The 24,886-nt window shown below is 27.8% G+C and carries 23 protein-coding genes and 1 pseudogene; 5 read left to right on the top strand and 19 right to left on the bottom strand.

Annotated elements, in window-relative coordinates; genetic code table 11:
• Positions 1-316: 316 nt before the first annotated feature.
• On the top strand, positions 317-721 hold the full coding sequence (locus tag CLPUN_RS07975; protein ID WP_077846776.1) for a pyridoxamine 5'-phosphate oxidase family protein: 405 nt from the start codon (positions 317-319) through the stop codon (positions 719-721).
• A 174-nt stretch (positions 722-895) separates the two neighbouring features.
• Here CLPUN_RS07975 and CLPUN_RS07970 read toward each other — a convergent pair whose 3' ends face one another.
• Positions 896-2,971, bottom strand: a complete 2,076-nt coding sequence (locus CLPUN_RS07970) for a heavy metal translocating P-type ATPase (protein ID WP_077846775.1) — start codon at positions 2,969-2,971, stop codon at positions 896-898.
• 97 nt (positions 2,972-3,068) lie between these two features.
• Complete coding sequence (locus tag CLPUN_RS07965) at positions 3,069-3,317, bottom strand: DUF6110 family protein (protein ID WP_077846774.1); 249 nt, start codon at positions 3,315-3,317, stop codon at positions 3,069-3,071.
• 210 nt (positions 3,318-3,527) lie between these two features.
• Here CLPUN_RS07965 and rpsD point away from each other — a divergent pair, with 210 nt between their 5' ends.
• The 3 genes from rpsD (at position 3,528) to CLPUN_RS07950 (ending at position 5,958) form a co-directional block, all read left to right on the top strand.
• Complete coding sequence (gene rpsD / locus CLPUN_RS07960; protein WP_077846773.1) at positions 3,528-4,127, top strand: 30S ribosomal protein S4; 600 nt, start codon at positions 3,528-3,530, stop codon at positions 4,125-4,127.
• A gap of 85 nt (positions 4,128-4,212) precedes the next feature.
• Entirely contained in the window at positions 4,213-4,920 is a 708-nt protein-coding gene (locus tag CLPUN_RS07955; protein WP_077846772.1) for a hypothetical protein, read from the top strand.
• A 177-nt stretch (positions 4,921-5,097) separates the two neighbouring features.
• On the top strand, positions 5,098-5,958 hold the full coding sequence (locus CLPUN_RS07950; protein WP_077846771.1) for a DMT family transporter: 861 nt from the start codon (positions 5,098-5,100) through the stop codon (positions 5,956-5,958).
• 282 nt (positions 5,959-6,240) lie between these two features.
• On the opposite strand, the gene CLPUN_RS07945 is transcribed toward CLPUN_RS07950, so the two are convergent.
• From CLPUN_RS07945 to CLPUN_RS28600, 11 genes are all read right to left on the bottom strand, one after another.
• Complete coding sequence (locus tag CLPUN_RS07945; RefSeq protein ID WP_077846770.1) at positions 6,241-7,506, bottom strand: methyl-accepting chemotaxis protein; 1,266 nt, start codon at positions 7,504-7,506, stop codon at positions 6,241-6,243.
• Positions 7,507-7,818: 312 nt separating this feature from the next.
• Positions 7,819-8,775: a M14 family metallopeptidase gene (locus CLPUN_RS07940; RefSeq protein WP_077846769.1), complete on the bottom strand. Its 957-nt coding sequence runs from the start codon at positions 8,773-8,775 to the stop codon at positions 7,819-7,821.
• A gap of 119 nt (positions 8,776-8,894) precedes the next feature.
• Entirely contained in the window at positions 8,895-9,704 is an 810-nt protein-coding gene (locus tag CLPUN_RS07935) for an ABC transporter ATP-binding protein (RefSeq protein ID WP_077846768.1), read from the bottom strand.
• Positions 9,705-9,713: 9 nt separating this feature from the next.
• Positions 9,714-10,529 carry an ABC transporter ATP-binding protein gene (locus CLPUN_RS07930; RefSeq protein ID WP_077846767.1) on the bottom strand — a complete coding sequence of 272 codons (816 nt, stop codon included), beginning with the start codon at positions 10,527-10,529 and terminating at the stop codon, positions 9,714-9,716.
• Entirely contained in the window at positions 10,529-11,350 is an 822-nt protein-coding gene (gene opp1C / locus CLPUN_RS07925) for a nickel/cobalt ABC transporter permease (protein WP_077846766.1), read from the bottom strand. Before opp1C ends, CLPUN_RS07930 begins: the two co-directional genes overlap by 1 nt.
• 1 nt (position 11,351) lies before the next feature.
• Entirely contained in the window at positions 11,352-12,293 is a 942-nt protein-coding gene (opp1B, locus tag CLPUN_RS07920) for a nickel/cobalt ABC transporter permease (RefSeq protein WP_077846765.1), read from the bottom strand.
• A gap of 73 nt (positions 12,294-12,366) precedes the next feature.
• On the bottom strand, positions 12,367-13,962 hold the full coding sequence (gene nikA / locus CLPUN_RS07915) for a nickel ABC transporter substrate-binding protein (RefSeq protein ID WP_077846764.1): 1,596 nt from the start codon (positions 13,960-13,962) through the stop codon (positions 12,367-12,369).
• A 116-nt stretch (positions 13,963-14,078) separates the two neighbouring features.
• Complete coding sequence (locus CLPUN_RS07910; protein ID WP_077846763.1) at positions 14,079-14,996, bottom strand: LysR family transcriptional regulator; 918 nt, start codon at positions 14,994-14,996, stop codon at positions 14,079-14,081.
• Between the two features lie 602 nt (positions 14,997-15,598).
• A complete protein-coding gene (locus tag CLPUN_RS28010; protein WP_198944305.1) occupies positions 15,599-15,748 on the bottom strand; it encodes a hypothetical protein in 150 nt (49 codons plus the stop codon).
• 95 nt (positions 15,749-15,843) lie between these two features.
• The gene (locus CLPUN_RS07905) at positions 15,844-16,203 is read right to left on the bottom strand and encodes a sulfite exporter TauE/SafE family protein (protein ID WP_077846762.1); all 360 of its coding nucleotides are present in this window, start codon (positions 16,201-16,203) and stop codon (positions 15,844-15,846) included.
• 30 nt (positions 16,204-16,233) lie between these two features.
• On the bottom strand, positions 16,234-16,326 hold the full coding sequence (locus CLPUN_RS28600; RefSeq protein ID WP_242954078.1) for a hypothetical protein: 93 nt from the start codon (positions 16,324-16,326) through the stop codon (positions 16,234-16,236).
• Positions 16,327-16,861: 535 nt separating this feature from the next.
• Here CLPUN_RS28600 and CLPUN_RS07900 point away from each other — a divergent pair.
• A complete protein-coding gene (locus CLPUN_RS07900) occupies positions 16,862-17,593 on the top strand; it encodes a sulfite exporter TauE/SafE family protein (RefSeq protein WP_077846761.1) in 732 nt (243 codons plus the stop codon).
• A gap of 464 nt (positions 17,594-18,057) precedes the next feature.
• Here the strand turns inward: CLPUN_RS07900 and hcp are convergent, their stop codons facing one another.
• From hcp to CLPUN_RS07875, 6 genes and pseudogenes are all read right to left on the bottom strand, one after another.
• On the bottom strand, positions 18,058-19,761 hold the full coding sequence (gene hcp / locus CLPUN_RS07895) for a hydroxylamine reductase (RefSeq protein ID WP_077846760.1): 1,704 nt from the start codon (positions 19,759-19,761) through the stop codon (positions 18,058-18,060).
• Between the two features lie 294 nt (positions 19,762-20,055).
• A pseudogene (locus CLPUN_RS07890) lies at positions 20,056-20,583 on the bottom strand (SagB/ThcOx family dehydrogenase).
• 53 nt (positions 20,584-20,636) lie between these two features.
• Entirely contained in the window at positions 20,637-20,828 is a 192-nt protein-coding gene (locus tag CLPUN_RS29375; RefSeq protein WP_341424556.1) for a hypothetical protein, read from the bottom strand.
• 385 nt (positions 20,829-21,213) lie between these two features.
• Positions 21,214-21,834, bottom strand: coding sequence for a nitroreductase family protein (locus CLPUN_RS07885; protein ID WP_077846759.1), 621 nt, complete (start codon positions 21,832-21,834; stop codon positions 21,214-21,216).
• Between the two features lie 589 nt (positions 21,835-22,423).
• Complete coding sequence (gene exlX / locus CLPUN_RS07880; RefSeq protein WP_077846758.1) at positions 22,424-23,137, bottom strand: expansin ExlX; 714 nt, start codon at positions 23,135-23,137, stop codon at positions 22,424-22,426.
• A 371-nt stretch (positions 23,138-23,508) separates the two neighbouring features.
• Positions 23,509-24,885 carry a nitrogenase component 1 gene (locus CLPUN_RS07875; protein WP_077846757.1) on the bottom strand — a complete coding sequence of 459 codons (1,377 nt, stop codon included), beginning with the start codon at positions 24,883-24,885 and terminating at the stop codon, positions 23,509-23,511.
• Position 24,886 lies beyond the last annotated feature (1 nt).

Here is a 24,886-nt window from a genome sequence, read left to right as displayed (position 1 = left end):
AAAATATTGGATAAGTCATAATAATATATTATCACAATTTTTATGCTATTTTATCTCATTTTATGCTATTATTTAAACGTTTCACGCTACTTATAAAGGTATATTGAGAGCAAATTTTCTATATAAACGATAAGACAATGAAAAAATGTATTGCAACTTATTTAGAATCGTGTTATAGTAGGAGCACAATTAAATTTAATTAAATTTAATTTTCAACTATTTAGTTTGGCTATTTTAAATTTTGTTGCTGAGAATAAATTTATAGAATAATAAGCTCTATCAGTAAATAATTTAATGTTAAAAGGAGAATTTTAAAATGGACAAAATAATTAACTTTTTAGAAAAAAATAATGTGGGTATAGTAGCAACTTCTGAAAACAACAAACCACATGGCAGACCACAACATATTCATTTAATAAGGGATGGTAAATTTTACTTTACTACTGCCAATGTAAAAAAAGCATATACACAACTCAAAGAAAATCCATACATTCAGTTTATAGTAACTACACCAGATTTTATAACAGTTAGAATGAGTGGAAAAATTCAATTTACAAATGATTTAAATGAAAAACAACTTGTTATCGATAATGCCCCTTTGGTGAAAAAAGGATATAAAACAGCTGATAATCCCATTTTTGAAGTTTTCTATCTTCAACATGGTGAAGCTTCTTACTCTAATTTATTATCTGGTGAGCCTTCTAAAACTTTCACTTTTTAAACTATAAAATTCAATATTTTTTTACATAATAAATAGCAGTTATTAGATATAATTTTAATGTTATCTAATAACTGCTATGTTTTAATAGACTAAAAATTATTAAATGAAACTAAATAATTTTTAGTCTATTAATATATTATCTTTATAATTTCATGAAGTCTTATAAAACTAATGTTATAAGCAAGATTTCATACTAACCGCACTAATTCCCATAGTTGAAAAATTATGTAAAACCGCTGAAGTAGTTGGTTTTATATATCCTGTTACCCCTAGTAAAAGTAATGAACTATTAAATAATAAAATAAAATTAAAATTTCTATTTATCTTTTTCATTAACTTCTGACTTAAAATCCTCATTGTTATTAAGGTCTCTAAATCTGATGACATTAATGTTACATCTGCAACCTCTTTTGCAATATCTGATCCATCTTTCATTGCAATTGAAACATCAGCGGCTGCAAGTGCTGGAGAATCATTAACTCCATCTCCAACCATAATAACTTTATGTCCTTTCTCCTTAAGTTCTTCAATAATTTTTGCTTTATCTTCTGGTAACACTTGAGAATAATATTTATCCATCCCTAAAGATTCTGCCACTTTTTTAGCAGTTTTATCTCCATCTCCAGTTATCATAACAACATTCTCTATACCTGTAGCTCTTAATTTGTCTATGACTTCTTTAGCACCAGTTCTCACAGGATCATTTATACAAATAAAGCCAACCGCTTGTCCTGCAACTGCTAAATATATTACAGAGTCATCATTGCTTTCACTATCTATAAGAGCTTTTTGCTTTTCTGACAAAGATATTCCTTCATCCTCAAAAACAAAATGATAACTTCCAACTAAAGCTTTTTGATTATTTATACAAGAAGCTATTCCATGAGCGACTACATATTGTACTTCTGCATGTTCTTCTTCATGATTTAGCTTTTCTTGTTCTGCTCTTTTTACAATTGCTCTAGCTACACTATGAGGAAAATGCTCTTCTAAGCATGCTGCTGTTCTCAAAACATAATCTCTTTCAAATCCCTCAAACGGAATTACCTTTGCTACATTAGGACATGCAACTGTTAATGTTCCTGTCTTATCAAATACAATAATATCTGCTTCTCCTAATGCTTCTAAATATTTACCGCCTTTAACAACAACTTTATAATTTGACGCTTCTCTCATAGCAGAAATCACAGATATTGGTGTAGATAATTTTATTGCACAAGAATAATCAACTAATAATATAGCTAATGATTTTGTTATATTTCTTGTAAAAATATATGTAACTAATGATCCAAATAAACTAAATGGAACAATATTATCCGCTAACCTTTCAGCTTTTCCTTGTATATTAGCTTTTAAATTTTCAGATTGATCAATTAATTCAATAATCTTGCTTATTCTGCTTTCAGAACTTAATTTCTTTACTACTATTACTATAGTACCTTCTTCAACTACTGTTCCTGCATATACTGTATCATCAGTTTTCTTTTCTATAGCTAAAGGCTCCCCAGTCATTGATGATTGATTAACCATTGCGATTCCAGTATGAACTATACCATCAACAGGTATCATATATCCAGTATTAACTCTTATTTTGTCACCTACTTGAAGTTCTGAAATAGGAATCAATACTTCTACTTCATCATTAGCCAACCATACATTATCAATATTTATGGCTAAACTCTTTGAAAGTACATTTTTAGCTTTTTTTCTCGCATAATTTTCCAGCAATTCTGATACATTAAGTAAAAACATAATTGAACTAGCTGTTGAATATTCTTTTTGAATAATAGCTGCTCCAATAGAAGCTGCATCTAAAACATCAACATTTATTTTTAATTGTCCTAAACTTTTTAATCCCTTTGCCATAAATTTAGCGGCCCTAAACATTAATAATATATTTCGTACACTAACTGGAATAAAGAGTTTTATAAAATATCGTTTACCTATCATATTTATAATTTTGTTCTTAAATTTCATTTCTATTTCTTTTGAATTGTCTCTATCAGCTTCACTAATTATTGGTAATTCATTTGGTTTTAATTTAGAAATTAAATTTAATACTTGATTACGAAAATTTTCTTCGTAATAAATTAAAATACTTCCTGTTATATGAGAAGCTTTTGACTTTTTAACATAACCGCTTTTGCTTAATATATACTCAATCCCATAACTTTCGTCCAATGAAAAAGCATATTGACCGCACCTTATTCTTATTCTTCCTGGCATGTCATGAGCTATCTCGTAATTCATTTTATCACACCTTCCTAATTTAAGAATATTTAAATTTAGGTCTCATAGTTTGTATTATACAAAACCATGAAACCTTTTACATTTTTTATGTACTTTATTATTCTTTGTCCTTACGGCTACTATTTTCATTAACTGTTTCCGCTGCTTCATAGCACATATCTTCTGCTTCTTCTTTCATTTCTTCAAACATATGCTGTGCATCTTGTTGCATTTTCATTCCACTAGCTAATGTTGACACATATAATTTTCTTGCTGCATTGCTTTTAATAAGCTTTAGGCCTAAAGTTCCTACTAATAAACCACCTGCAAATAATAAAGATTTTTCATTTTTAAGTAAATTTTTCATTTTAACTCTCCTCTACACATTCATAATATAATTGAGAACAACTTTTAATTTATGATATCATTTCAATATTCTCTAGTCAATGGTAACATAATTTAAAACAAAAATATCTAATTGATAATAATTTTCATTTACATTTCTTTTTTCATATGATATATTAATTTTAGGCTTAATTTTATCGCGGCAAATTTCTATATGGAGATGATAATTATTATGGCAAAAATGAGAACACCAAGATTTAAATTATGTAGAAGATTAGGATTAAATGTAATCGGTCACCCTAATGCAATGAAAAGAGCAGATAATGGTAGCGCTAGAAACGCTAAAAAGCTTTCTGCTTATGGAATACAGTTACTAGAAAAACAAAGATTGAGAGCATACTATGGAGTAATGGAAAAGCAATTTTCTACTTATGTAAAAAAAGCTCTAAAAGATAAAGAACAAACAGGTTATTCCTTGATTAAGAGATTAGAATGCAGGCTTGATAATATTGTATATAGATTAGGCTTTGCAAATTCTGTAGCTCAAGCACGTCAAATGGTAGTACATGGTCATTTTTTAGTAAATGGCAGTAAAGTAGATATTCCTTCCTTTAATGTAAATATAGGCGATATAATTGCCTTAAGGGAAAAATCACAAAAAAATGATACTTTTAAAAATAATTTTTTATCTAACTTTCTTAATACTTATCCTTACTTAGATAAAAGTGAAAATGAATTTTTAGGTACTCTTCTAAGGCATCCTCTTAGAAATGAAGTTCCTATTCAAATTGATGATTCATTAATTGTAGAATTCTATTCAAAATTTAGTTAATAATTAAACCCGAAGATAACTAAATTATTAATAATTTAGTTATCCTCTTTAATTTACTCATTATTTGAAAGGGGGCATAACAAATTTGAAAATTAATACAAATCAAAAAAGCATTTGTAAAAATCCATATAAAAATTATTATTTCTGGGAATATAAAATTCTTAATGGTTCTGATTTATGGGAAGGTTACTTTGAAAATAAAAGCATCACTGAATCTTCAAAAATAATCTATACTGGAATACTTGATAATGAAAAAAATATTTTTCACTATGGGTTTGTGGTATATCCATCTATTTATAAACTTTTAGGTTTCTTGCAACATATTTTTCTTCCTACAGCTTTTTTTACTTGGTTTGATCGTGAATCTCATGGATTCTATATTCCATTGGCACCATATGAAAATGTTGTTAGTGAAGTTATTGATTATACCGAAAATATTGATTTAACCTTAGTAAATTCTATGAATAATTCTTACCTATTTTTAAATAATTTATGGTTATTTGATGAAGAATTACTAACTGTAGGCTTAAATTCTTTTTGTGAAAAATTCAATTCGGAATGGGATAAAGATAACACTCAAAAATTGTTTTTAAAAGTGTTTGATACACCTTCTGAGGTATTTGATTTTATAAAAAATTCCATTGGCTGGTCTGATTTTGACGACTTTATAGAAGAAGAAATTTCTATGAGTTTAGATACTCTAAAATTCACTTGTGATAATGTACTAACTGAACCCTTATTAAATAAAAAATATATTGATATATTAAATACAAATATGCCCATATTATTTTAGAATACTTTATGTAGTGGATTATAACATTATAAATTTTTACTGTATATAGCAAAAGAAAGTAGTACCTATTAGGACAACTTTCTTTTGTTATTTATAAAATTATTTTTAATAGCTTATTTTCTTAAATTAGTATAAATTATAAGAATATGAGTTTATTTTTATGGAGGTTAAACTAATATGAATTTTAATAAATTAAGCAATAAATCTAAAGGAATAGCATTTATAATCCTTTCCGCTTTTGGCTTTGCTATGATGTCAGCTTTTGTTAAAATGTCTGGTGATTTACCTTCTTTGCAAAAGACATTTTTTAGGAATATAATATCACTTGTTGTGGCATTTATACTTATATTAACTTACAAAAGTAGCTTCCTGGGAAAAAAGGAAAACCAAAAAATTCTAATATCCAGATCTTTTTTAGGAACAATTGGAATAATTTTAAACTTCTATTCTATAGATAAATTAGTTTTATCAGATGCAAATATGTTAAATAAACTTAGTCCATTTTTTGTTATAATTTTTTCATATTTATTTTTAAGTGAAAAGATAAATATAAAACAAATTTTATCTATAATAATCGCCTTTATAGGTGCATTATTTATAATAAAACCTTCCATTAATTCAGAAGTAATTCCAGCTATTATCGGACTGTTAGGAGGAGTTTCAGCAGCTGCTGCTTATACATGTGTCAGAGCCTTAAGCGGAAAAGAAAATCCAGATACAATAGTATTTTATTTTTCACTTTTTTCAAGTATTATCACACTTCCCTTAATGTTAATATCTTATAAATCTATGGAAACTCTTCAATTTACTTATTTAATTTTAGCTGGAATTTTTGCTAGTCTTGGACAGTTTGGAATAACTTTTGCTTATAAATATGCACCTGCAAGAGAAATATCAATATTTGATTATAGTAATATAATTTTTTCAGCATTAATAAGTTTATGCTTATTTGGAATACTTCCAGATTATTTAAGTGTAATTGGGTATATTGTTATATTTCTAGCTTCCTTATACATGTTTATATTCAATAACGATTAAAACTGTTATTATAGTTTATATTATTATACAAGGAAACTTAATTTTTATATTTATTTCTTAATTTCTAGCTTAGTATGATTATATTTTCAAAGTATAAACGAGAAAAGTACAGAAAAAATTATACTTTCTGTACTTTTTTATCTTATTTATATTTATCAAACTTTTTAGTCAAATCAATACGCTAATCTTAAACTCTATTAAAATTAAGGTTTCTATATGTTTATATAAATTTTTGTCTTTTTAATAACTCCCTATACATCCTTTGAAAATTTTAAATTAATTTTAATTAAGTTCATTTTTTTTCATATTATTTATTGATTTTTTCAAATTACTTGCAGCTCCTGTTACTTCATCTCCCATTGAATTTAACTCGTTTGCTGTATTTGATATTTCTTCTGTAGTTACAAGTATTTCTTGTGACATTGAAGAAATTGCTTCAATATCCTCTAATATATTTTCTTTCTTTGTATTTACATTATCAAATGCTTCTACTATTTCATGCACCTTTGGCATTATAATATTAATTCCTTTTGATATATCGTCAAATACATTTATAGTTTTATCAACAGCATGATTTTGTTCTACTATATCGGTGTCAATCAATGATGTCTTTTCGTTTAGTATTGAAATATTTTTTAATATGCTATCAACAATATAGTATATTTTATTTGATGAACTCTGGCTCATTTCTGCAAGTTTTCTTATTTCACTTGCAACAACGCTAAATCCTTTGCCTGCATCTCCTGCTCTTGCTGCCTCAATTGCAGCATTTAAAGCCAAAAGATTTGTTCTCTCAGAAATACTATTTATAATATCTGTCATTTCATTTACACTTTTTATTTCTTTCATCATAATATTTAAAGATTCCCTAAAATTATTAAAATTACTATTAAGATTTTCAATAACTATTGATAATTCTTTTAATTCTTGATTTGTGCTTAAAGATTTTTCACCAATTTCAGTAGCTAAATTATCAATGCATATAGTACTATCATTTACTCCATTTATATACTGTCCAAATTGAAATAATTTTTCTACGATATCAGATATATTTTTTGTTTGACTTCTAGTTGCATTTGTAACGATTTCTGTAGATCTAGCTATATCAGAAGTTAACTCTAACATATCTTCCGATATGTACGTTAATCCTACTGCCTGAGCATCTATATCCTCCGAATCCCTCTTAATTTCCTTCAACATTTTATTAGTTGAAATAATAATAGAATTTAATCCTCTGTTTATTTCACCAACTTCTGTTTTGTCTTTTAAATGCCTTTCTTCTATCTCTATGAAATTACCCTTTTTCATTTCTATAATAGCCTTATTTAATATTTTAAGACCTTTTGCTTTTTTAAATTCAATAATAGCAATTAAAATACAAAATCCCAGTAAAACAATTATAATTATATTATTCATTGATTTTTCATAAAAAGAAATAGAATAAATTAAAAGTAAAATACCTATTGTTAAAATTGTAGTAGTTAGTATGCTGTTCATTAGATTAGTTTTTATACCAACCTTTGATTTAATACTAGATTGATTAATCATTACTTTACCTCCTGCGTTTAACTAATTGATAACGGTTATCATTTTCATACATCCTATCATAAATTTCATAGTTTTGTCAAATAAATTACCAAGTAATTCTTTTTTTGTTTTAAATAAAACCTATTACCAAATATAACGCAGAAACTTTCTTACCCCTTTTTGTAAAATGGAAATTTAAATAAAGTAATTAAATCTTTTTAGAAAAAATTTTTCCTTACTAAATCTATGAATCCATACATATTATAATTTTATTAACTAAATCAATATTATCTAAAAACGAAATTAAAATATTACTAATTTTATTCATAAAATCTATAAGCAGTTCTCTTCTCCATATGCAATTAACGAATTACTTTTACTTATAGCCAACGATAATGTAATATATAAAACAACCCCATCTACTTCTGAGTAATAATCTTTGAGCTTTTTTCCAAAGCAATCACAAACTAAACCAATTAATTGCCCCTTTTGTATTTTATCTCCCTGATTTACTTTTGGATACCAGTATCCATTAAATTCTGAATCTATATATATTGCATTTTTAATTTCCTTCTGTGCTCCATTTTTTTGTAAAAGCTCTTTTTTTATAACTTGTTCATGCTCAAGTATTCTATAAATATCCTGCTTATATAAGTCTACCTCTGACTTTTTCCATAATCCACAGCCTCCCCGTTCAATTAATAGAGATGGTATTCCTAAAATTGCTGCTGAATTATACGCACCTGAAGTAGCATTAGATTTCACTCTATATTTTAAATTTAAATGTTTAGCTGCTTCACAGGAGGCGTTAATAACTTCCTCTTTTCCCTTTCCTGGATAATACACAAAAGGCATAGTTTTTTCATGTAAATCACCACCATGGAGATCTATGTAAAAATCTACTTTTAGCTGTAATTCATGTGTAATAGTATACGCTATTTTTTCAGCTACACTTCCTTCATTTTTACCTGGAAACGCTCTATTTAAGTTAATACCATCCTCTGGAACTATTGCTGGTACTCTGGCAAAAAATCCCGAAACATTAGCCATATGAACAAAAATAATTCTTCCTGAAACCTCTTTGGGATCAATTTCTCTTACTAATTCATTGACTGTTTCTATTCCAAGATATTCACAACCATGAATTCCTGCCGTTATTAATATACTTTTACCCTCACACTCTCCATTAATTAGTGTTATAGGAATTTTTAAATTTGTATCTTCTATATTTATAAATCCACTTACCTTCTCACCTTTTGAGGCCTCTAAATCTCTTATTTTTAAATTCATTTAAAAATCCTTCCTCTCTGTACTTTAGTTTTCTCTTAACATCTCTCTCATTATAAAAATATCAGCAGCAGCATAAACACATTGATATGATTGAGTTAAAATCTTTTTTCCATCTTTAACTAACCTAAATGTTCTTTACAGTCAATTGTCATAACTGAATTTAACAACTTCTTTGCGTACTCGTTAGAAACAAGAGATAATTTTGAAATATTGTCAACTCTTTCAACAATTCTTCCATCCTTAAAAAATATTACTTTATCACACATATACGTAACTGCTGTTAAATCATGAGTAATGAAAATATATGATAAACTATATTTATCCTTTAGTTCTAATAAAAGATCCATAATTTGTGTTTGAATTGATGCATCTAATGAACTGATTGCTTCATCCAAAAGAATTACCTTAGGCTCTATTGCAATAGCCCTTGCTATACATACACGTTGAAGCTGACCTCCACTTAATTCATGAGGATATCTATCCCTTAAATTTTCATCTAAGCCAACTTGATCAAGGAGCTCTTTTATTTTTTCTTCCTTATTTATTTTTATACCGGAATTTCTCTCTTTAACAATTAGAGATTCTCCTATTATATCCTTCACTTTAAATCTTGGATTTGCTGAAGACGTATAATCTTGAAATACAATACTTATAGTTTGTGTTAACTTTCTTTTTTCTTCTTTACTAACCTTTGCATATATGCTCATGTCATTTATTAAAACTGTTCCTGTATTAGGCTTTAATAGTCCAACTAAGACTTTTCCAAAAGTACTTTTACCACTTCCGCTTTCTCCTATAATTCCGATACATTCACCTTGATTTAATTCTATATCTATGTTTTTTAATATTTCTTGTTCATCCTTACCAAATAGCTTTTTCTGGTTTTCCTTTTTAAGTTTAACACTAACACCTTCTGCCTTTAAAAGCATAAAATTCAATCATCCTTCCTTTATTATTCTTTGAAATTTTTTCATTACAGCCATTTTTTTATCAATTAAATTTTTTGTATATGGATTTTTTGCTTCATTAAATATATAATCTACAGATCCCTTATCTACTATTTTCCCTCTATCCAAAACAATGACTTCATCTGCTATTTTACTTACAACACTTAAATCATGAGATATAAATATAATCCCAACTTGATTATTTTCTTTAATTTTTGAAAATTCACTTACAATTTCATATTGAGTTATAGCATCAATAGCTGTAGTTGGCTCATCTGCTATAATTAAATCTGGCTCTAAACTCAAAGCCATTCCTATCATAATTCTTTGAAGCATACCTCCACTAAGTTGGTGAGGATACTTTTTTAATACATCTTGTGGATTTCTTATTTGCATAATTTCTAATATTTCTAAACTTTTTTTACTTATTTCTACTTTTGATAAATCCGTATGCTCAATTAAAGTTTCTCTAATTTGTTTATCCATTCTATATAGTGGATCAAAAGAGGTCATAGGATTTTGTAAAATCATACAGATTTTTTTACCTCTTAGTTTTCTCATATTCTCTTTACTTTCAGAAAATAAATCCTTTTCTTTATATATTGCCCTTCCAGTTATATTAAAATTTTTATCTAAAAGTCCCATAATAGCTTTACAAGTCATACTCTTTCCACTACCTGATTCTCCAAGTATACCAATGCATTTTCCCAGTTCAACTGAAAATGAAATATTTTCTACTATCGTTGTTTGTTTTTTATTTTCAATATTTTTTATTGTAAGATTTTCTACTCTCAATAATTCTTTCATTAGCTTGCCTCCTTTGGATCAAGTGCATCTCTAATGCAGTCCCCTAATAGATTAAATGATGCAACTAAAATAACTACAGCAATACCTGGAACTAGCATTTGATAAGGGTTAGTAGTCATAACATTTTTAGCTTCATTTAACATCGCTCCCCATTCTGGTATTGGTGCTTGAACACCAAGTCCTAAGAAAGATAAGGTAGATATATTCAAAATAGCCCATCCTATATCTAGAGTCGCAAGTATGGCCATTTCAGATCCAATACAAGGCAGCATATGCTTAATTAAAATAAAGCTTTCACTAGAACCAATACTTCTTGAAAACAAAATAAAATTTTTATCTCTATACTTCAATACACTTGTTCTAATCATTCTTGCGTACCAAGCCCACTTTATAAAAATATTAGCTATAATTACGTTTCTTATGTCAACTCCAAGCAATGCTACAACTGCCAATATCATTATTTGACTTGGAAAAGACAGCATTACATCAACAATACGCATTATAATTTCATCAACTATGCCTCTAAAATATCCTGCTAATAATCCCATAATAGTTCCTAACCCAATAGTCCCAAGCATTGTAATTAATGACAAAAATAGTGTTGGTCTTATTCCATAAATCATTCTTGAAAGTATACATCTTCCTAAATGATCTGTTCCTAAGGGATATTCATAAGAAAATGCTGCAAACTTTTTTATTATGTTACTTTCATAAGGATCGTTTGGTGCAAATACTGGTGCAAATATTCCGAGTATTGAAATTAGCGCTATTATTCCCAAGCTTAATATAGCCATTTTATTTTTCATAAGCTGCTTTATCATATTAGTTCACATCCCTTCTTAATCTAGGATCAGTAATGTATTGAATAACATCAAAGATAAGATTAAATACTACAAATAAAGTGCCTATCATTAGTACATATGCTTGAATTATTGGATAATCTCTATTAAAAATAGCTGCAATACATAACTTTCCTACGCCTGGCCAAGCAAAAACATTTTCCACAACAATAGTTCCTGAAATTAATTGTGGAATACTCATTCCAATAGCCACTATACAAGTATGTAATGAATTTTTTAAAACATGATTAATAAGAATTGTTCTTTCTTTTAATCCTCTTGCCTTTTCATATAATACATAGTCTTCCTTCATATTATCTAAAATGTTATTCCTAATTAATCTGATATATGTAGATATATAAGTTAAAGAAATAGTAAAAGCCGGTAGTACCAAATGCTTAATTGTCCCACTACCGCTAGTTGGAAGTAAATCAAATTTAATACTTATTAACCACATCAGTAAAAGCCCTATCCAGTAAGCTGGCATTGCTGTTGTCATAAACACAACACTTCTCACAATTCTATCAAATAAGCTATCCTTGTATATTGCACAGAAAAATCCAATTGGCAAACTTAATATTATTACAAAAATAAGTGAAAATCCTGCTAATTGTATAGTTGCTGGCAAACATCTTCCTATTTCACCTAAAACTGTTCTAGCTGGATTTACATAACTTACTCCAAAATCAAATCTTAAACAATCACCTAACCATCTTACATATCTAATGAGAAAAGGATCATTTAATCCAAGTTCTTCTCTTATTTGTAAAATAGCTTCTTCAGTAATAACTGGTGTTTGTCTAACTCTAAGTGCTACTTCTGCTGGATCAGATGGAATTAGATTTATGAAAACAAAGCAAAAGAAAGATATACACATTAATAATGGAATTGCAATTAAGCATCGCTTTATAATATAATTTTTCACTTTTTATTTCCCCTTTATAAAAAGAACTGCTAATATTGGATATTCTCAACATCAGCAGATCCTTATAATTTTTTTATTCTACATACATCTTTGAAAATGGAACTTCATATTGAGTTTGAGTAAATTGAACTCCTTTTAGTCCTTTTTTTGAGATTGCTTTATTACATTCATATGTAAGTGGTATATATACTGCATCTTCATGTAATCTTGTTAAAACAAAACTATATAATTTTTGTCTTTCTTCTTCATTAGTAGATGTTAATATGTTAGTTATTGCATCATCAATTTCTTTTTTATCTGTTAAGCCTTGTTGTGCTGCATAATCTCCATATACAGGCTTTCTCATAGCAGCTAAAGAAGATTGTGGATCATATGGTGTTCCCCAGCTAATGTTAAATACCATATCGAAATTACCAGCTTTCATATTATCACGATATGATTGCTCTTCTTCACCTTTTATTGATAAGTTTATTCCTATATTTTTATATTCTCCTTGCATAAGTTCAGCTATTGCTTTTTCAGTAACACTGTTACTATTATAAAGTAATGCCAATTCTAATTTCTTTCCATCCTTTTCACGAATACCATCACTTCCAAGTTTCCATCCTGCTTCTTCAAGTACAGATGCTGCCTTATCTTTGTTGTAATCGTATGATGTTAAATTAATATCACAATATTTTACAGTCTTTGAGAATAAGGTATCTGCTGGTTTTTCCAATCCATAAAATATTCCATCTGAAATTGCTTTTTTATCAGTTCCATATTGAAGAGCTTTTCTAACTGCTGTATCTTTTAAAACCTCATCTGTAGTATTTAATACTATTTGTCTTGTAGATGTTGCTTCAGATAATGCAATTTCAAACTTATCACTATCTTTATATTTATTTATAGCATCAGCATCAATCATATTTTTCCCATAAATCAAATCTATTTCGCCTTTTTCAAGTGCTAAAATACGTGTTTGATTATCTGGTATTACTTTAACTGTAATCTTTTTAACTTTAGGTTTTTCTCCCCAATAATTTTCATTTGCTTCAAAAATAGCATATTCATCGGTAACAAATTCCTTAAGCACATATGGGCCTGTACCTATATGCTCCTTAACACCATCTTTAGTGGAACCATCCTTCATAGCAGCAGGAGAAATCATTGCAAAAGGTCTTGTAACCCCTAATTCTGTAAGCATTGGGTAATATGGCTTACTTAATTTTATCTCTAAAGTATAGTCATCTATGGTTTTAACACTTTCAAGCAAACTCATCATTTCTAACCAAGTATGGCGGCTTTTATTTTCTATTATTGCATCAAAATTAGCTTTTATAGCATTTGCATCACATACATTTCCATCAGAAAATTTTACACCTTTTCTTATTTTAAAAGTATATACTTTTCCATCTTGGCTAATATCCCAGCTTTCTGCCAAACATGGTTCATATCCATTTTCTGTAATATTAACTAAAGATTCATATATCATTTCCTGTGCATACATTTCTCCCGCATATAAATGTGGATTTAAATCTCTTATATCACGAAAATTAACAAAAACTAGTTCTTCTTGTTTTGCTTTTACATTATTCCCCTCTGCTGTTTTGTTTGCAGCACATCCTGATAGTGCACCTACCATAATCCCACATGCAAGTAATATTGCACTAAATTTTTTAAATTTCATATTTACCTCCTAATTGATTTTCATTATCACATCTAAAACATACTATATCATAGGACATAAATTTTTAATAATATCATTTATTCATAACGTGTAATAACTATTCGTTATAACCAAATTTATTTGCTTTCTTTTAAAACCTTTCTTATATATTGAAGGAATTCTTCAGCCTCTACAGATAAATCATTATCTTTTTGTTTTACGTATCCAATAACTAGACATTCTGTACATCCGTTAATTTTTAATGGATGTATTTTATATTGTTGAAAATTTGAATTCATAAAATGGATACCAAAACTACATATATCTGTATGTAGCAATAAATCTATTGTAAGATTATCACTATTTGTCTGAACCACATTTTTAAAATTATCCATATTAATTGCCCCTACACTAATGCTATCTAAATGGTGCTCTAATGAAAAAAAATCCTTTATAGGTTGAACAAATTTTAAATTGTCTAATTCCTCAAAGTTTACTGCTTCTTTTTCAAATAGAGGATTTTTTTCTCCTACGTAAATACAAGCTTCTCTTTGATCCAATAAGCAAAATTCTAATTTTTTATGTCCCATTATATGATTAAATGATTTAAGCTGATTTTCTGAAAAATAAACAATTCCAATTTCAGAAAGGTAATTTGCTACATGATCTGTAATTTCTTCTACTGTTCCTTCATAAAATTCTAAACTAATATTCTCATCTTTTTTGGAATTATAAAATTCACTAAAAATTCTTGAAATCATATGACTTGGATAACATGAAACACTGAATTTACGGGTAATTTCTTCTTTAATAACTAAAGACATTATGTTAGTATTTTTTAAAATTATTTTTGCATACTCATAGATTTTTTTACCTTGTTGAGTTAATCTTACCCCTTTATTAGTTCTATGAAAAAAAGAAACACCCATTTCTTTTTCAAATCCATTTATAACTTTACTCACATTAGGCTGGGATGTATATAAAGCTTCTGCTGCTTTATTAATACTCCCATAATCTGCGGTTACTACAAAATATTCTAATTGTTTTATTTCCATACTTATCTCCTTATCATTTGCAACAAATTTTATATTATTATTTAATTGATATTCATTTTCATTAATATCATACCATAATATATTTTTCTAAGCTAATATTGTTAATAAAGTACTAACTTATAATGAAGATAAAATAGAAATTTAATATGGACAGCATATTATTAAATGAAAAATAGAGGGAAATAATCTAATAATTTCCCTCTCCATTGTTTGTTTCGCAAATTATAAAATTTAACCTTAATATACCTAAAAAGATCTATCTGATCCATGTTCCGTTAAAATCTAGTTTATATGCATTAATTACATTGCTATATGCCATAACTTAGCTATTCAATTGCCTTATTTCCGTCCACTTATTAATAATAAGTATTTCCATAATTTTCATCATAAACCAAATATTTTTTATTGGTTTACCTAAAGAAGGCTATGTTTTAACATTTCAATAAAAATATAGCCTTATAAACATTTAAATGCATTATGATATTTAGATTTGTAACTAAAGTCTCTAAACCTATAATATAGTTCTTAATTGTACTTTGCACTATTTTGAAATGTATATATAAAAATCTCTCAAATAAAGTTTTATAAATTTACCATAATTCTTACCATCTGCAGCCTCCAACTCTGACACTCCAATTTCTTAGCTTTCTAACATTTTGCTCTTTTCGATATCCATAAAATTCTTTTTCAGCTTTCATTCTTCTTTTAATTATATCTTGAATAGTCTTATCTGTTAGTTCTTTGGGAGTCATAGCTTTCCACCTTCCTTATTTATATTTATAATTAAATTTTCTCAAATTAATGATAAATATAAATACATATAGTGTTAATTTTATGTTATTTTTTATTATTCTGAAAAAATCATTTTTAAGGATATTAAAATCATTAATACACCAAAAGTTTTTTTAAGTATTAATGTAGGAATATTATTAGCTATTTTAGCTCCAAACAATGAACCAACAACTATAAATATACATATTAATATTCCTGCCTTTAAATCTACCTGCCCCTTTTTATAATAATAGGTAAAAGCTGCTATTCCAACCGGTGGAAGCATAACTGCAAGTGACGTTCCCTGCGCCTTTAGCTGGCTAAAGCCGCATAAATACATCAAGGCTGGAACAATTATTATTCCTCCTCCAATTCCAAACATCCCACTTAAAATTCCAGCAAGTATTCCAATTCCTATAAATATTATTACATCCATTCTTTATACGCACTTCCCTTTGTTCTATTTTTATAATAATTTAATTATCCATGCAATTACACCGCTTAAACTTACCAATTGAGCCCTTCTAATATTCCAAAGGATTAAACTATCTGTTCTCATTTCTTCAATTACGAAACAACCTATTGAATACAGTCCTATATATGTAAAACACTATTCCATTTTTTTGCTTTTTCTTAGTAAAAATATCAATACAATAAATACAATTATATTCCAATAAATTTATATAAAAAAGTAGTCCTCCATTATATCGAGTTATCAATATACCTAGTATAATCTCAATTGTAATTAATATACTATCTAATATCAAATTCTCCAATTAAAAATGCTGTTGGATTAATAATTTTACATCTTTATCTTTTAATTTAATAATTTTTGCATAAATATATCTGTTACTATAGATTTATCTTTTCTACTATTTGGTAAGTTTAATATTATTATTTTTAACAAGACATTTTTCTAATGCTATTTTTTTCATCGTATCATAAAATAGCTTTGAATTTTCTAATCATGGTTTGAACACTTTTAAAGAAAAGGATTTCTATATATTTTACTTTATATATTGACATATGTTAGTCCATATTATACTATACTTTTAGAAAGCGTTTTCTATTCAAATATTAAGGATGGTGTTTTTATGTTTGGATTTATATCTATTTTACTCGCTGCATTTACTCAAGGTATTACTGGTTTTGGCTTTGCACTTATAGCAGTACCTTTACTTTCTCTATTTATACCTGAAATTAGGAATATTACCCCTATTATTGTTATCTATAGTCTTCTTACAAATATTATTATAGGTTATAAATCTAGATCATTTATAGACCTCAAAAGGATTATTCCACTAATCATATTTGGAATAATAGCAACCCCTATTGGAACATACCTATTGTTAATGTTTAAAGTAAGTACTTTGAAAATTATTATAGGCTTAGTGACTTCAATTACAGCTTTATCAATGTTTAAGAACTTTAAAATAAATATTAAAAACCAAAACATATACTATGGAATTGTTGGTCTTTTAAGTGGACTTTTAAATGGAAGTACAGGATTAAGTGGACCTCCTGTTGTTCTATTTTTAACAAATCAAAATACTGATAAGGATGTATTTAGAGCAAATCTTTCCTTTTATGGGATTGCAACTAATATTTTTGCTATTATCATCTTTATTGTAGAAGGTATTATTAACACTTCTATTTTAAATTTTACAGCACTCTATTTACCAGCACTTATGCTTGGCGTGTTTACTGGTATTAAAACTTCGACTAAAATTAATGAAAGTATATTTAGAAAGATTACCATCGGTTTAATAGCACTTTTAGGATTTTATACTTTTATGTCAACTATTTTAGCTGAAGTGCTGTTTTAAATTTTCAATTAGGGACTAATACGCGTACAGTTTCTAACTCTTTTTTTAATTTATGAAATCTGATTCCTTTATTAACTTCTCTTAATGATTTAAAAGAATCTTTTCCGAGGCTTTGATAAATAATATATATTATCCATTATTTTTATACATAAAAAATTATTACAAGTTATGCTCTAAAATCATCTACTATAATCATAGCATAACTTGTAATAATTGGGTAAAACTATTAAATTAAAATTTTTACATAAAGGTTAATTATTTTTTTAGTCATTAAGTATTATTAAAATTTCAACTTTTTTAAGTTTCTAACATCATAAAAAACTTCCTATATATTCGTATTTTATTTGCAACATTTAACTTAATATTCATTACCTCTAACTAATTTTAATGAAATTTTTTCTTTTAATAAAAAGTTTATCATTATTATCCATGTGATATATAAACTTGATATATAAAAAATTTTATTAAGCCTCCATAAACATCTTCATGTCATCATCAACATTAGTTATTCCACCAATACCAAAGTTATCTATTAATACTTTAGCAACATTTGGTGAAAGGAAGGCTGGAAGTGTTGGTCCTAAGTGAATGTTCTTAACTCCTAAGTGTAATAAGGATAATAATACTATTACTGCTTTTTGTTCATACCAAGCTATGTTGTATGAAATAGGTAATTCATTTACACTCTTTAATCCAAATACTTCTTGAAGCTTAAGAGCTATAACAACTAATGAATATGAATCATTACATTGTCCTGCATCTAATACTCTTGGAATTCCACCAATATCGCCTAAGTTTAATTTGTTATATTTATATTTTGCACAACCTGCAGTTAATATAACTGTATCTTTTGGTAATTTTTCCGCAAATTCTGTGTAGTAGTTTCTTGACTTAGCTCTTCCATCACAACCAGCCATTACGAAGAATCTCTTTATAGCACCTGATTTAATAGCATCAACAACCTTGTCAGCTAGAGCTAAAACTTGATTGTGAGCAAATCCACCAACTATTTGTCCTTGTTCTATTTCTGTAGGAGCTTTACATTTCTTAGCCATTTCTATAATTTTAGAGAAATCTTTTGTTCCATCAGCCTTAGCTTCTATATGTTCACATCCAGGCATTCCTGTTGCACCTGTTGTAAATAATCTATTTTTATAAGAATCCTTTGGAATTACTATACAGTTTGTAGTCATAAGAATTGGTCCATTAAATTGTTCAAATTCTTCTTTTTGTTTCCACCATGCATTACCATAATTTCCTGCAAAGTTACTGTATTTCTTAAACTTTGGATAATATTGCCCAGCAAGCATTTCTCCATGAGTATAAACATCTATTCCTGTTCCTTCTGTTTGTGCAAGCAACATTTCTAAATCTCTTAAATCATGTCCTGAAATTAATATTCCTGGATTATTTCTAACTCCAATATCAACTGTTGTTATTTCAGGATGTCCATAACTTTCAGTATTAGCTTTATCAAGTAATGCCATACCATCAACACCAAATTTCCCTGCTTCTAATGCAAGTCCAACATAATCATCAACTGTTAAAGCATCATCAATTGTAGCTGCTAATGCTTTGGCCATAAATGCATGAACTTCTTCATTATTGTATTTTAAATTCATAGCATGCTTCATGTAAGCAGATAATCCTTTTAATCCATAAGTGATTAGCTCCCTTAAGCTTCTTATATCTTCATTTTCAGTTGCAAGAACTCCAATTTTTTCAGCCTTTGCATCAAATTCTATTGTGTTGTCGGCTGTCCAGGTAGCTGCCTCTGGCATAATCATTTCTGTAGTTTGCATTCCAAATATTTTTTTGAAGAAGCCACCAGTTACTTTTACTTCTCCAACAGTTCCACCAGCTTTAATAACCTTAGCTTTTAAAATTTCTCTTATTTTTAAAGTTTCTCTTACTCTATCTAAAATAGAATCTCTATCAAAATTAGCATTTGTAATTGTTGTAAATAAATTTTCTACTATAAATTTATCAACTTTACTATCAGTAACTCCAACTTTTTTTCCTTCGTTGCTTACAATAGCTAGTCCTTTAGTTACATATATTAATAAGTCTTGAGCTTTTGCTACATACTCATCTTTACCACACACTCCTACTTTAGTACAACCTGTGCACCCAGCTGTTTCTTGACATTGATAACAAAACATTGACATATTATACCCTCCTATTTTTTATATAAAATTAATAATTTTTATTTTCTTTGTTAGCTTTTCGCCATGATTGTATATTACTAAAATACTATGATATAATCTGTAACAACGGTTACGAAATAAAAAAATATATAAAATAAAAAGATGGTATATTGCAAAGCAGGATATTCATTTTTGACGCATCCACCTTCTAAGTTAAATATTTTCAATTATACCTAATAATTGAATTAAAGAACTTCAAAAAAATATTCCTTTTATATTTAGGAAAAAATTGATAAATTTCAATACAAAAACATCCTATTTTATGCCATTTTTTAGCTTTTTCCCAACTGCTGCAAGATATATTACAAATTCATCTTCTCCATCTAGTTCTAAAAATCTATCTATCATTTTCTGATCATATATTCCTATAGCACAAGTTCCAGCATCAATAGATTCACTAGCTAAATAAAGATTCTGGCATACATGTCCAATATCTATTAGGATTTTTTTTTTGGCAGTACTATCAAACTTTCATTCAGAACGGTATGGAATAGTACTCCATGCAAATATAACTGCAGCCTTTTTAGGAAAATTAGGTACAAAAGGCTGTTCTAACGTGATTTCATCTACTTTTGTATCTATACTATCCACTTGAAACATAAATAAAAGTTTATGTTTTAATGGATCATATCTATATATTCCTTTTTCTATATCTTCTACATTCATAATGAACAAATATGTTTCAAAAGAATGAGTAGCTCCACTACATGGAACTGTTCTAAATGTAAGTCCAGCCTTATTTGTATCTGTAATTCCTTGAGTTGCCCATAACAAATACGATATTTCCTCTATGTTTATTTTTTCATCAGAATAAAATCTTGTACTTCTTCGTTCTTTTATACACCATATATATTTTGTTTTTTTACAAAATCCTCACTTACCTTTGGAAGCTCAATGACTTGACAGGATGAATTATGAGATTTTACAATCTCAGGCTGAGGCATTCCATTCATTTTATCAGTTTTTATATTTTTAAATTCATTAAAATTGGACTTTAAAAACTCTCTTTGCTCTTTATATCTTTTCATACTCTTTCTTTCCTTCCCATATAACAAATAATATGATAATTTACTGTAAATTCATCAATATCATATATTTATTGTTATAAACTAAAAATATTAACGATAATATTTTAAATGATTAAACTTAAAACGAATGTGATTTAAATCACGTTATATTATTAGAAATCATTTAATTAATTTACTACATTAAATAGGAATATATAATAGAAGTAAAAAAAAGCTTAGTATAAGACCACTAAGCTTTTAATCTTTTATATTCACAATAATTCTTTGAAACTTTAATTTATATATGTTGCAATTACAAATCTACATAATATAAATCATGCAGATACAAATTTTATGAAAGAATTCTTTTGCAACATATATAGTAATTAAACTATCTCGCTTTGATTTAATAAAATTTCACAAATTCATCAGCAGGTTTTCTATAACCTCTTATTTTACTACTACTTGTGTCCGCCTTTCCCATAGTAATCATAAGTGCTGGTACTTCATTTTCTGGAATATTTAGAAGCTCTTTAATTTTATCTTTCTCAAAATATATCATAGGACATGTATCCCAATCCTTATTTTTAGCTAATAACATAAATTGCATTGCTGATAAACATGAATTTCTAATAGCTTCATCATGCTGAAAACTTTCTCCCCAACCTTCATAAAGATTCTTAATAGAGTTAATCATAATTTCATATTGTGTCTTATCTATCATTCCTAGCATCATTGATCCTTCATATATTTTACTTGCTGATAAATATGCATTTTTATCTCCAGTAACTATTATTGTTGCTGAAGCAGTTTTTATTTTATATTGTTTAAATGCCACTTCATAAACTTTCTCATTTAATTCTCTATCCTCTATAACATAATATTTAGCGTGTTGCAGGTTAAATGCAGAAGGTGCTAAAGATAAGTCTCTAAAGATTTCATTAAAATCTTCCCTAGGTATTGTAATATTTTCAACAAATTTATCAGCAGATCTTCTTTCTCTAACTATTTTTAAAAATTCATTCATAAAATAACCTCCAATTTTTCTACAGTTTCCATTTAGTTTAATAAATCACATTATAATTTTCTGAAGCTTAAGTAAAGTATTTCAATATCGATTCATTAATGATAAATATTGTTTATTGAAAATAGTATTTCATATCACTTAGCTCTTATAGTATACTTCAAAAAATATCATTTTTCTATATATTAAGATTTATTTTCCACTTATTCCAAACTTATAAAATCTAATCTCATACTTTTTATTTTTCAGCATTAATAACTTTTCACTACTTACATTAGAATATCTTTCTAATCCCTTTTTTATAAAAAACTTGTTAATAAAGTAAATACACTAAATATTTCAATAGATATAATGCGCCTGCTAATAGTCATTGTTCTAGCTAAAAATTCTGTTGGAATTGTTGCTATTAAGCATAGGATAAATGAAGTAAAATATTCTAAACAACAAATTTTATAAGTCTTTCATTTTGTTAATTGTAAATTCTCAAATAAAAAAAGACTGAAAGCAATCAAAAACTGTTCACTTCCAGTCAAAAAATTTCTCAATAAAAAACATCTCTAACTATATATTTAATTTATATTTTTAAATTAATTTAATCTGGTAGTTGAACATGTCCAGGAATAATATAAGCTGGAGAACTTCCATCTTTAGGCAAAGATGATATTGTGTCTGTAACTGATATTCCACGTATATCTGTGATTCTTATCTTAATAGTACCTGTCCCCATGTTATTACCCACGAAATGGTTATACGGCATCTTTTCCATGTTAATCCAAGTCTTTCCCTTTAGAAATTCCATTTTTACAACAGGATATTTATGATTTCTTACTTGAATGGCCGCCCAATATTGACTGCTGCCTTCTTTTATACGATAAGAAAACATTCCAGTTATGGGCGCCTTTACCACATGCCAATTGATATTGATTTTTCCTGCAGACATATTACCTATTTTAGCAAAAGAAGTTGGACAAAGATCTAAAGCTCCATTTGCTCCTTCAGGATATAAGTCTGTAACATATACAGTAGTTTTTCCCTTTGGTCCTTGTACTTCTAAATATGCACCGGCTAAGGCAGCCTTGATTCCATTGTAGTTAAGATCATTAGGATTTAGCGCAGTAATCTCCATTGTAGAAGGAATAGGATCTAGAAGTACTGCACCTCCAGAATATCCTGAACCAGTATATGTAGCATAGCCTGAATGATTGTCATTCCACGCAGCAAAGGCTTGGACTGATGAACACAATAAAACATTAATAGCAACTACAGTCGATACAATAAATTTTCTTTTTAAACTACTACTTTTCATAAAAAACCTCACTTCCAGAATTAAACTTATACGTAACTCTTCAGCTACTTACAAGGATATATTCTCATGATATTTAAATTAAGTAAATAGTTATGGCATGAAAGGCTAATAATAATACATAACACAACAAACAATTTATATATTTCTATTATTATTCTAAAATATTATTTTTGAGATTAAAAATCTACATTTTATGACAATAATATTAAATCTTTTAAAACAAGTATATATTTTATTTATAAAAAAATTCTGTATACACATAGTTAGGTTTAGTTTATTTTATGAAATAGGAATGTATAGAATAAAGAAAGTATTATCTCCAAATAATCAAACATTATTTGAGAATAATACCTTTTGTTTATATCTCTATTTTATGCACTTGCACTAATTGCTGTTGTATAAATTTTTTCTAGTAAATTAAGAGCACCTCTATACCCTACATAGGATCTAGATAAAACTACCTCATAAGAAGTCGGAAAGCCTACTTCAATAATTGCTCCTTTTAATTCTTTTGCTGTATCTCTTTCCCATGTAGTTCCAAAAATAATAGGTGGCTTATGTCCAAAATCTGTTTGCTTTAGCAATTGATTTATTATATATCCATCCTCCACAAAATCCACTTCTGTAGATACATCTTCCGCTAAATTTCTGTACTCACTGGCAATATCTTTTCTATATTGCTCTGGTGGATTTTCTGTAATTATTTGCTTAGCAGGGATTAGTCCAAGCTGATTTACTAAAAATTTATTAAGAGCTATATTATAAGCACTATCTCCTACTACTGCATATTTAGCAGGTAATCCCCACCAATATTCTGCATAAAAATCCGCAAAATGCTCTAAATAATAATAGTAATCTTTTTCTTCATTTCTTATAAATTCTTCACTTTTTTCTTTATCAATACCTGCAAAATCTACTACCTTATGCAAAAATTGACTTGTTTCCTTTGCTCCAATAGGTATGGTTGGAATGTGCAAGAAAGGTTGTCCGTACTTTCTTTCTAAATGCTTTGCTGTATCTAAACCAAGCCAAGGAGAAAGTACTAAATTAAATTGAGCTTTAGGTATATCTTTCCACTCACTTACACCTTTCGATTCTGGTCCAAATAAAATATTAACTTTAAGACCAGCTCCTTCTAGTACACGTTTTATTTCCGTAAGATCTCCACGCCAAAAAGTATTTTGATAAGGTAAAAGTGACCACACATTTACCAACCTCTCTTCTTTTTCTCCATCATACTCTCCTACATATTGATCTATAATAGCTTTTGTAACTAGTTCATGTCCTATAAAATTATTCCCTTTGAATCCACCTGTATCTGCATATACTATAGGTGCTCCTTTTTTCTGAAATTCCCCAACTACTGCACCTACGTCATCTCCTACAATTTCTCCAATACATCCAGTAAGAACTACAAATAAATCTGCCTCCATAATTTTTAAAGAAGATTTAATTAATTCTCTAAGCCGATTTTCCCCTCCAAATACAACTTCATTTTCACCTGCATTAGAGCTTGGTGATACTGCACCTCCGCTATAACCTCCTCCTTGGAATCCATTATAAAAAGCAAGTCCCATATATTGTTTGTCTGCACATCCTGGTCCACAGTTTACAATAGGCATTACACCTGGAATTGATGATGCACTATATAGAGCGCCTATTGCACATCCATAACGCACTTGATTTATAGAATTTGTTTGAGTAATATTTTTCTTTATTTCACTGTGTATATCTTTATCACTATTCATA

Origin of the sequence: Clostridium puniceum (assembly GCF_002006345.1) — a bacterium.
GTDB classification, from domain to species: domain Bacteria; phylum Bacillota; class Clostridia; order Clostridiales; family Clostridiaceae; genus Clostridium; species Clostridium puniceum.
This window is presented reverse-complemented; position numbering and strand designations above follow the sequence as displayed.

What these genes read in the sequence shown, in the direction of transcription:
- CLPUN_RS07975 (WP_077846776.1), top strand. Translation starts at nt 317, where the DNA reads ATGGACAAAATAATTAACTTTTTAGAAAAAAATAATGTGGGTATAGTA.
- CLPUN_RS07970 (WP_077846775.1), bottom strand. Translation starts at nt 2,971, where the DNA reads ATGAATTACGAGATAGCTCATGACATGCCAGGAAGAATAAGAATAAGG.
- CLPUN_RS07965 (WP_077846774.1), bottom strand. Translation starts at nt 3,317, where the DNA reads ATGAAAAATTTACTTAAAAATGAAAAATCTTTATTATTTGCAGGTGGT.
- rpsD (WP_077846773.1), top strand. Translation starts at nt 3,528, where the DNA reads ATGGCAAAAATGAGAACACCAAGATTTAAATTATGTAGAAGATTAGGA.
- CLPUN_RS07950 (WP_077846771.1), top strand. Translation starts at nt 5,098, where the DNA reads ATGAATTTTAATAAATTAAGCAATAAATCTAAAGGAATAGCATTTATA.
- CLPUN_RS07945 (WP_077846770.1), bottom strand. Translation starts at nt 7,506, where the DNA reads ATGATTAATCAATCTAGTATTAAATCAAAGGTTGGTATAAAAACTAAT.
- CLPUN_RS07940 (WP_077846769.1), bottom strand. Translation starts at nt 8,775, where the DNA reads ATGAATTTAAAAATAAGAGATTTAGAGGCCTCAAAAGGTGAGAAGGTA.
- CLPUN_RS07935 (WP_077846768.1), bottom strand. Translation starts at nt 9,704, where the DNA reads ATGCTTTTAAAGGCAGAAGGTGTTAGTGTTAAACTTAAAAAGGAAAAC.
- CLPUN_RS07930 (WP_077846767.1), bottom strand. Translation starts at nt 10,529, where the DNA reads ATGAAAGAATTATTGAGAGTAGAAAATCTTACAATAAAAAATATTGAA.
- opp1C (WP_077846766.1), bottom strand. Translation starts at nt 11,350, where the DNA reads ATGATAAAGCAGCTTATGAAAAATAAAATGGCTATATTAAGCTTGGGA.
- nikA (WP_077846764.1), bottom strand. Translation starts at nt 13,962, where the DNA reads ATGAAATTTAAAAAATTTAGTGCAATATTACTTGCATGTGGGATTATG.
- CLPUN_RS07910 (WP_077846763.1), bottom strand. Translation starts at nt 14,996, where the DNA reads ATGGAAATAAAACAATTAGAATATTTTGTAGTAACCGCAGATTATGGG.
- CLPUN_RS28010 (WP_198944305.1), bottom strand. Translation starts at nt 15,748, where the DNA reads ATGACTCCCAAAGAACTAACAGATAAGACTATTCAAGATATAATTAAA.
- CLPUN_RS07905 (WP_077846762.1), bottom strand. Translation starts at nt 16,203, where the DNA reads ATGGATGTAATAATATTTATAGGAATTGGAATACTTGCTGGAATTTTA.
- CLPUN_RS28600 (WP_242954078.1), bottom strand. Translation starts at nt 16,326, where the DNA reads ATGAGAACAGATAGTTTAATCCTTTGGAATATTAGAAGGGCTCAATTG.
- CLPUN_RS07900 (WP_077846761.1), top strand. Translation starts at nt 16,862, where the DNA reads ATGTTTGGATTTATATCTATTTTACTCGCTGCATTTACTCAAGGTATT.
- hcp (WP_077846760.1), bottom strand. Translation starts at nt 19,761, where the DNA reads ATGTCAATGTTTTGTTATCAATGTCAAGAAACAGCTGGGTGCACAGGT.
- CLPUN_RS29375 (WP_341424556.1), bottom strand. Translation starts at nt 20,828, where the DNA reads ATGAAAAGATATAAAGAGCAAAGAGAGTTTTTAAAGTCCAATTTTAAT.
- CLPUN_RS07885 (WP_077846759.1), bottom strand. Translation starts at nt 21,834, where the DNA reads ATGAATGAATTTTTAAAAATAGTTAGAGAAAGAAGATCTGCTGATAAA.
- exlX (WP_077846758.1), bottom strand. Translation starts at nt 23,137, where the DNA reads ATGAAAAGTAGTAGTTTAAAAAGAAAATTTATTGTATCGACTGTAGTT.
- CLPUN_RS07875 (WP_077846757.1), bottom strand. Translation starts at nt 24,885, where the DNA reads ATGAATAGTGATAAAGATATACACAGTGAAATAAAGAAAAATATTACT.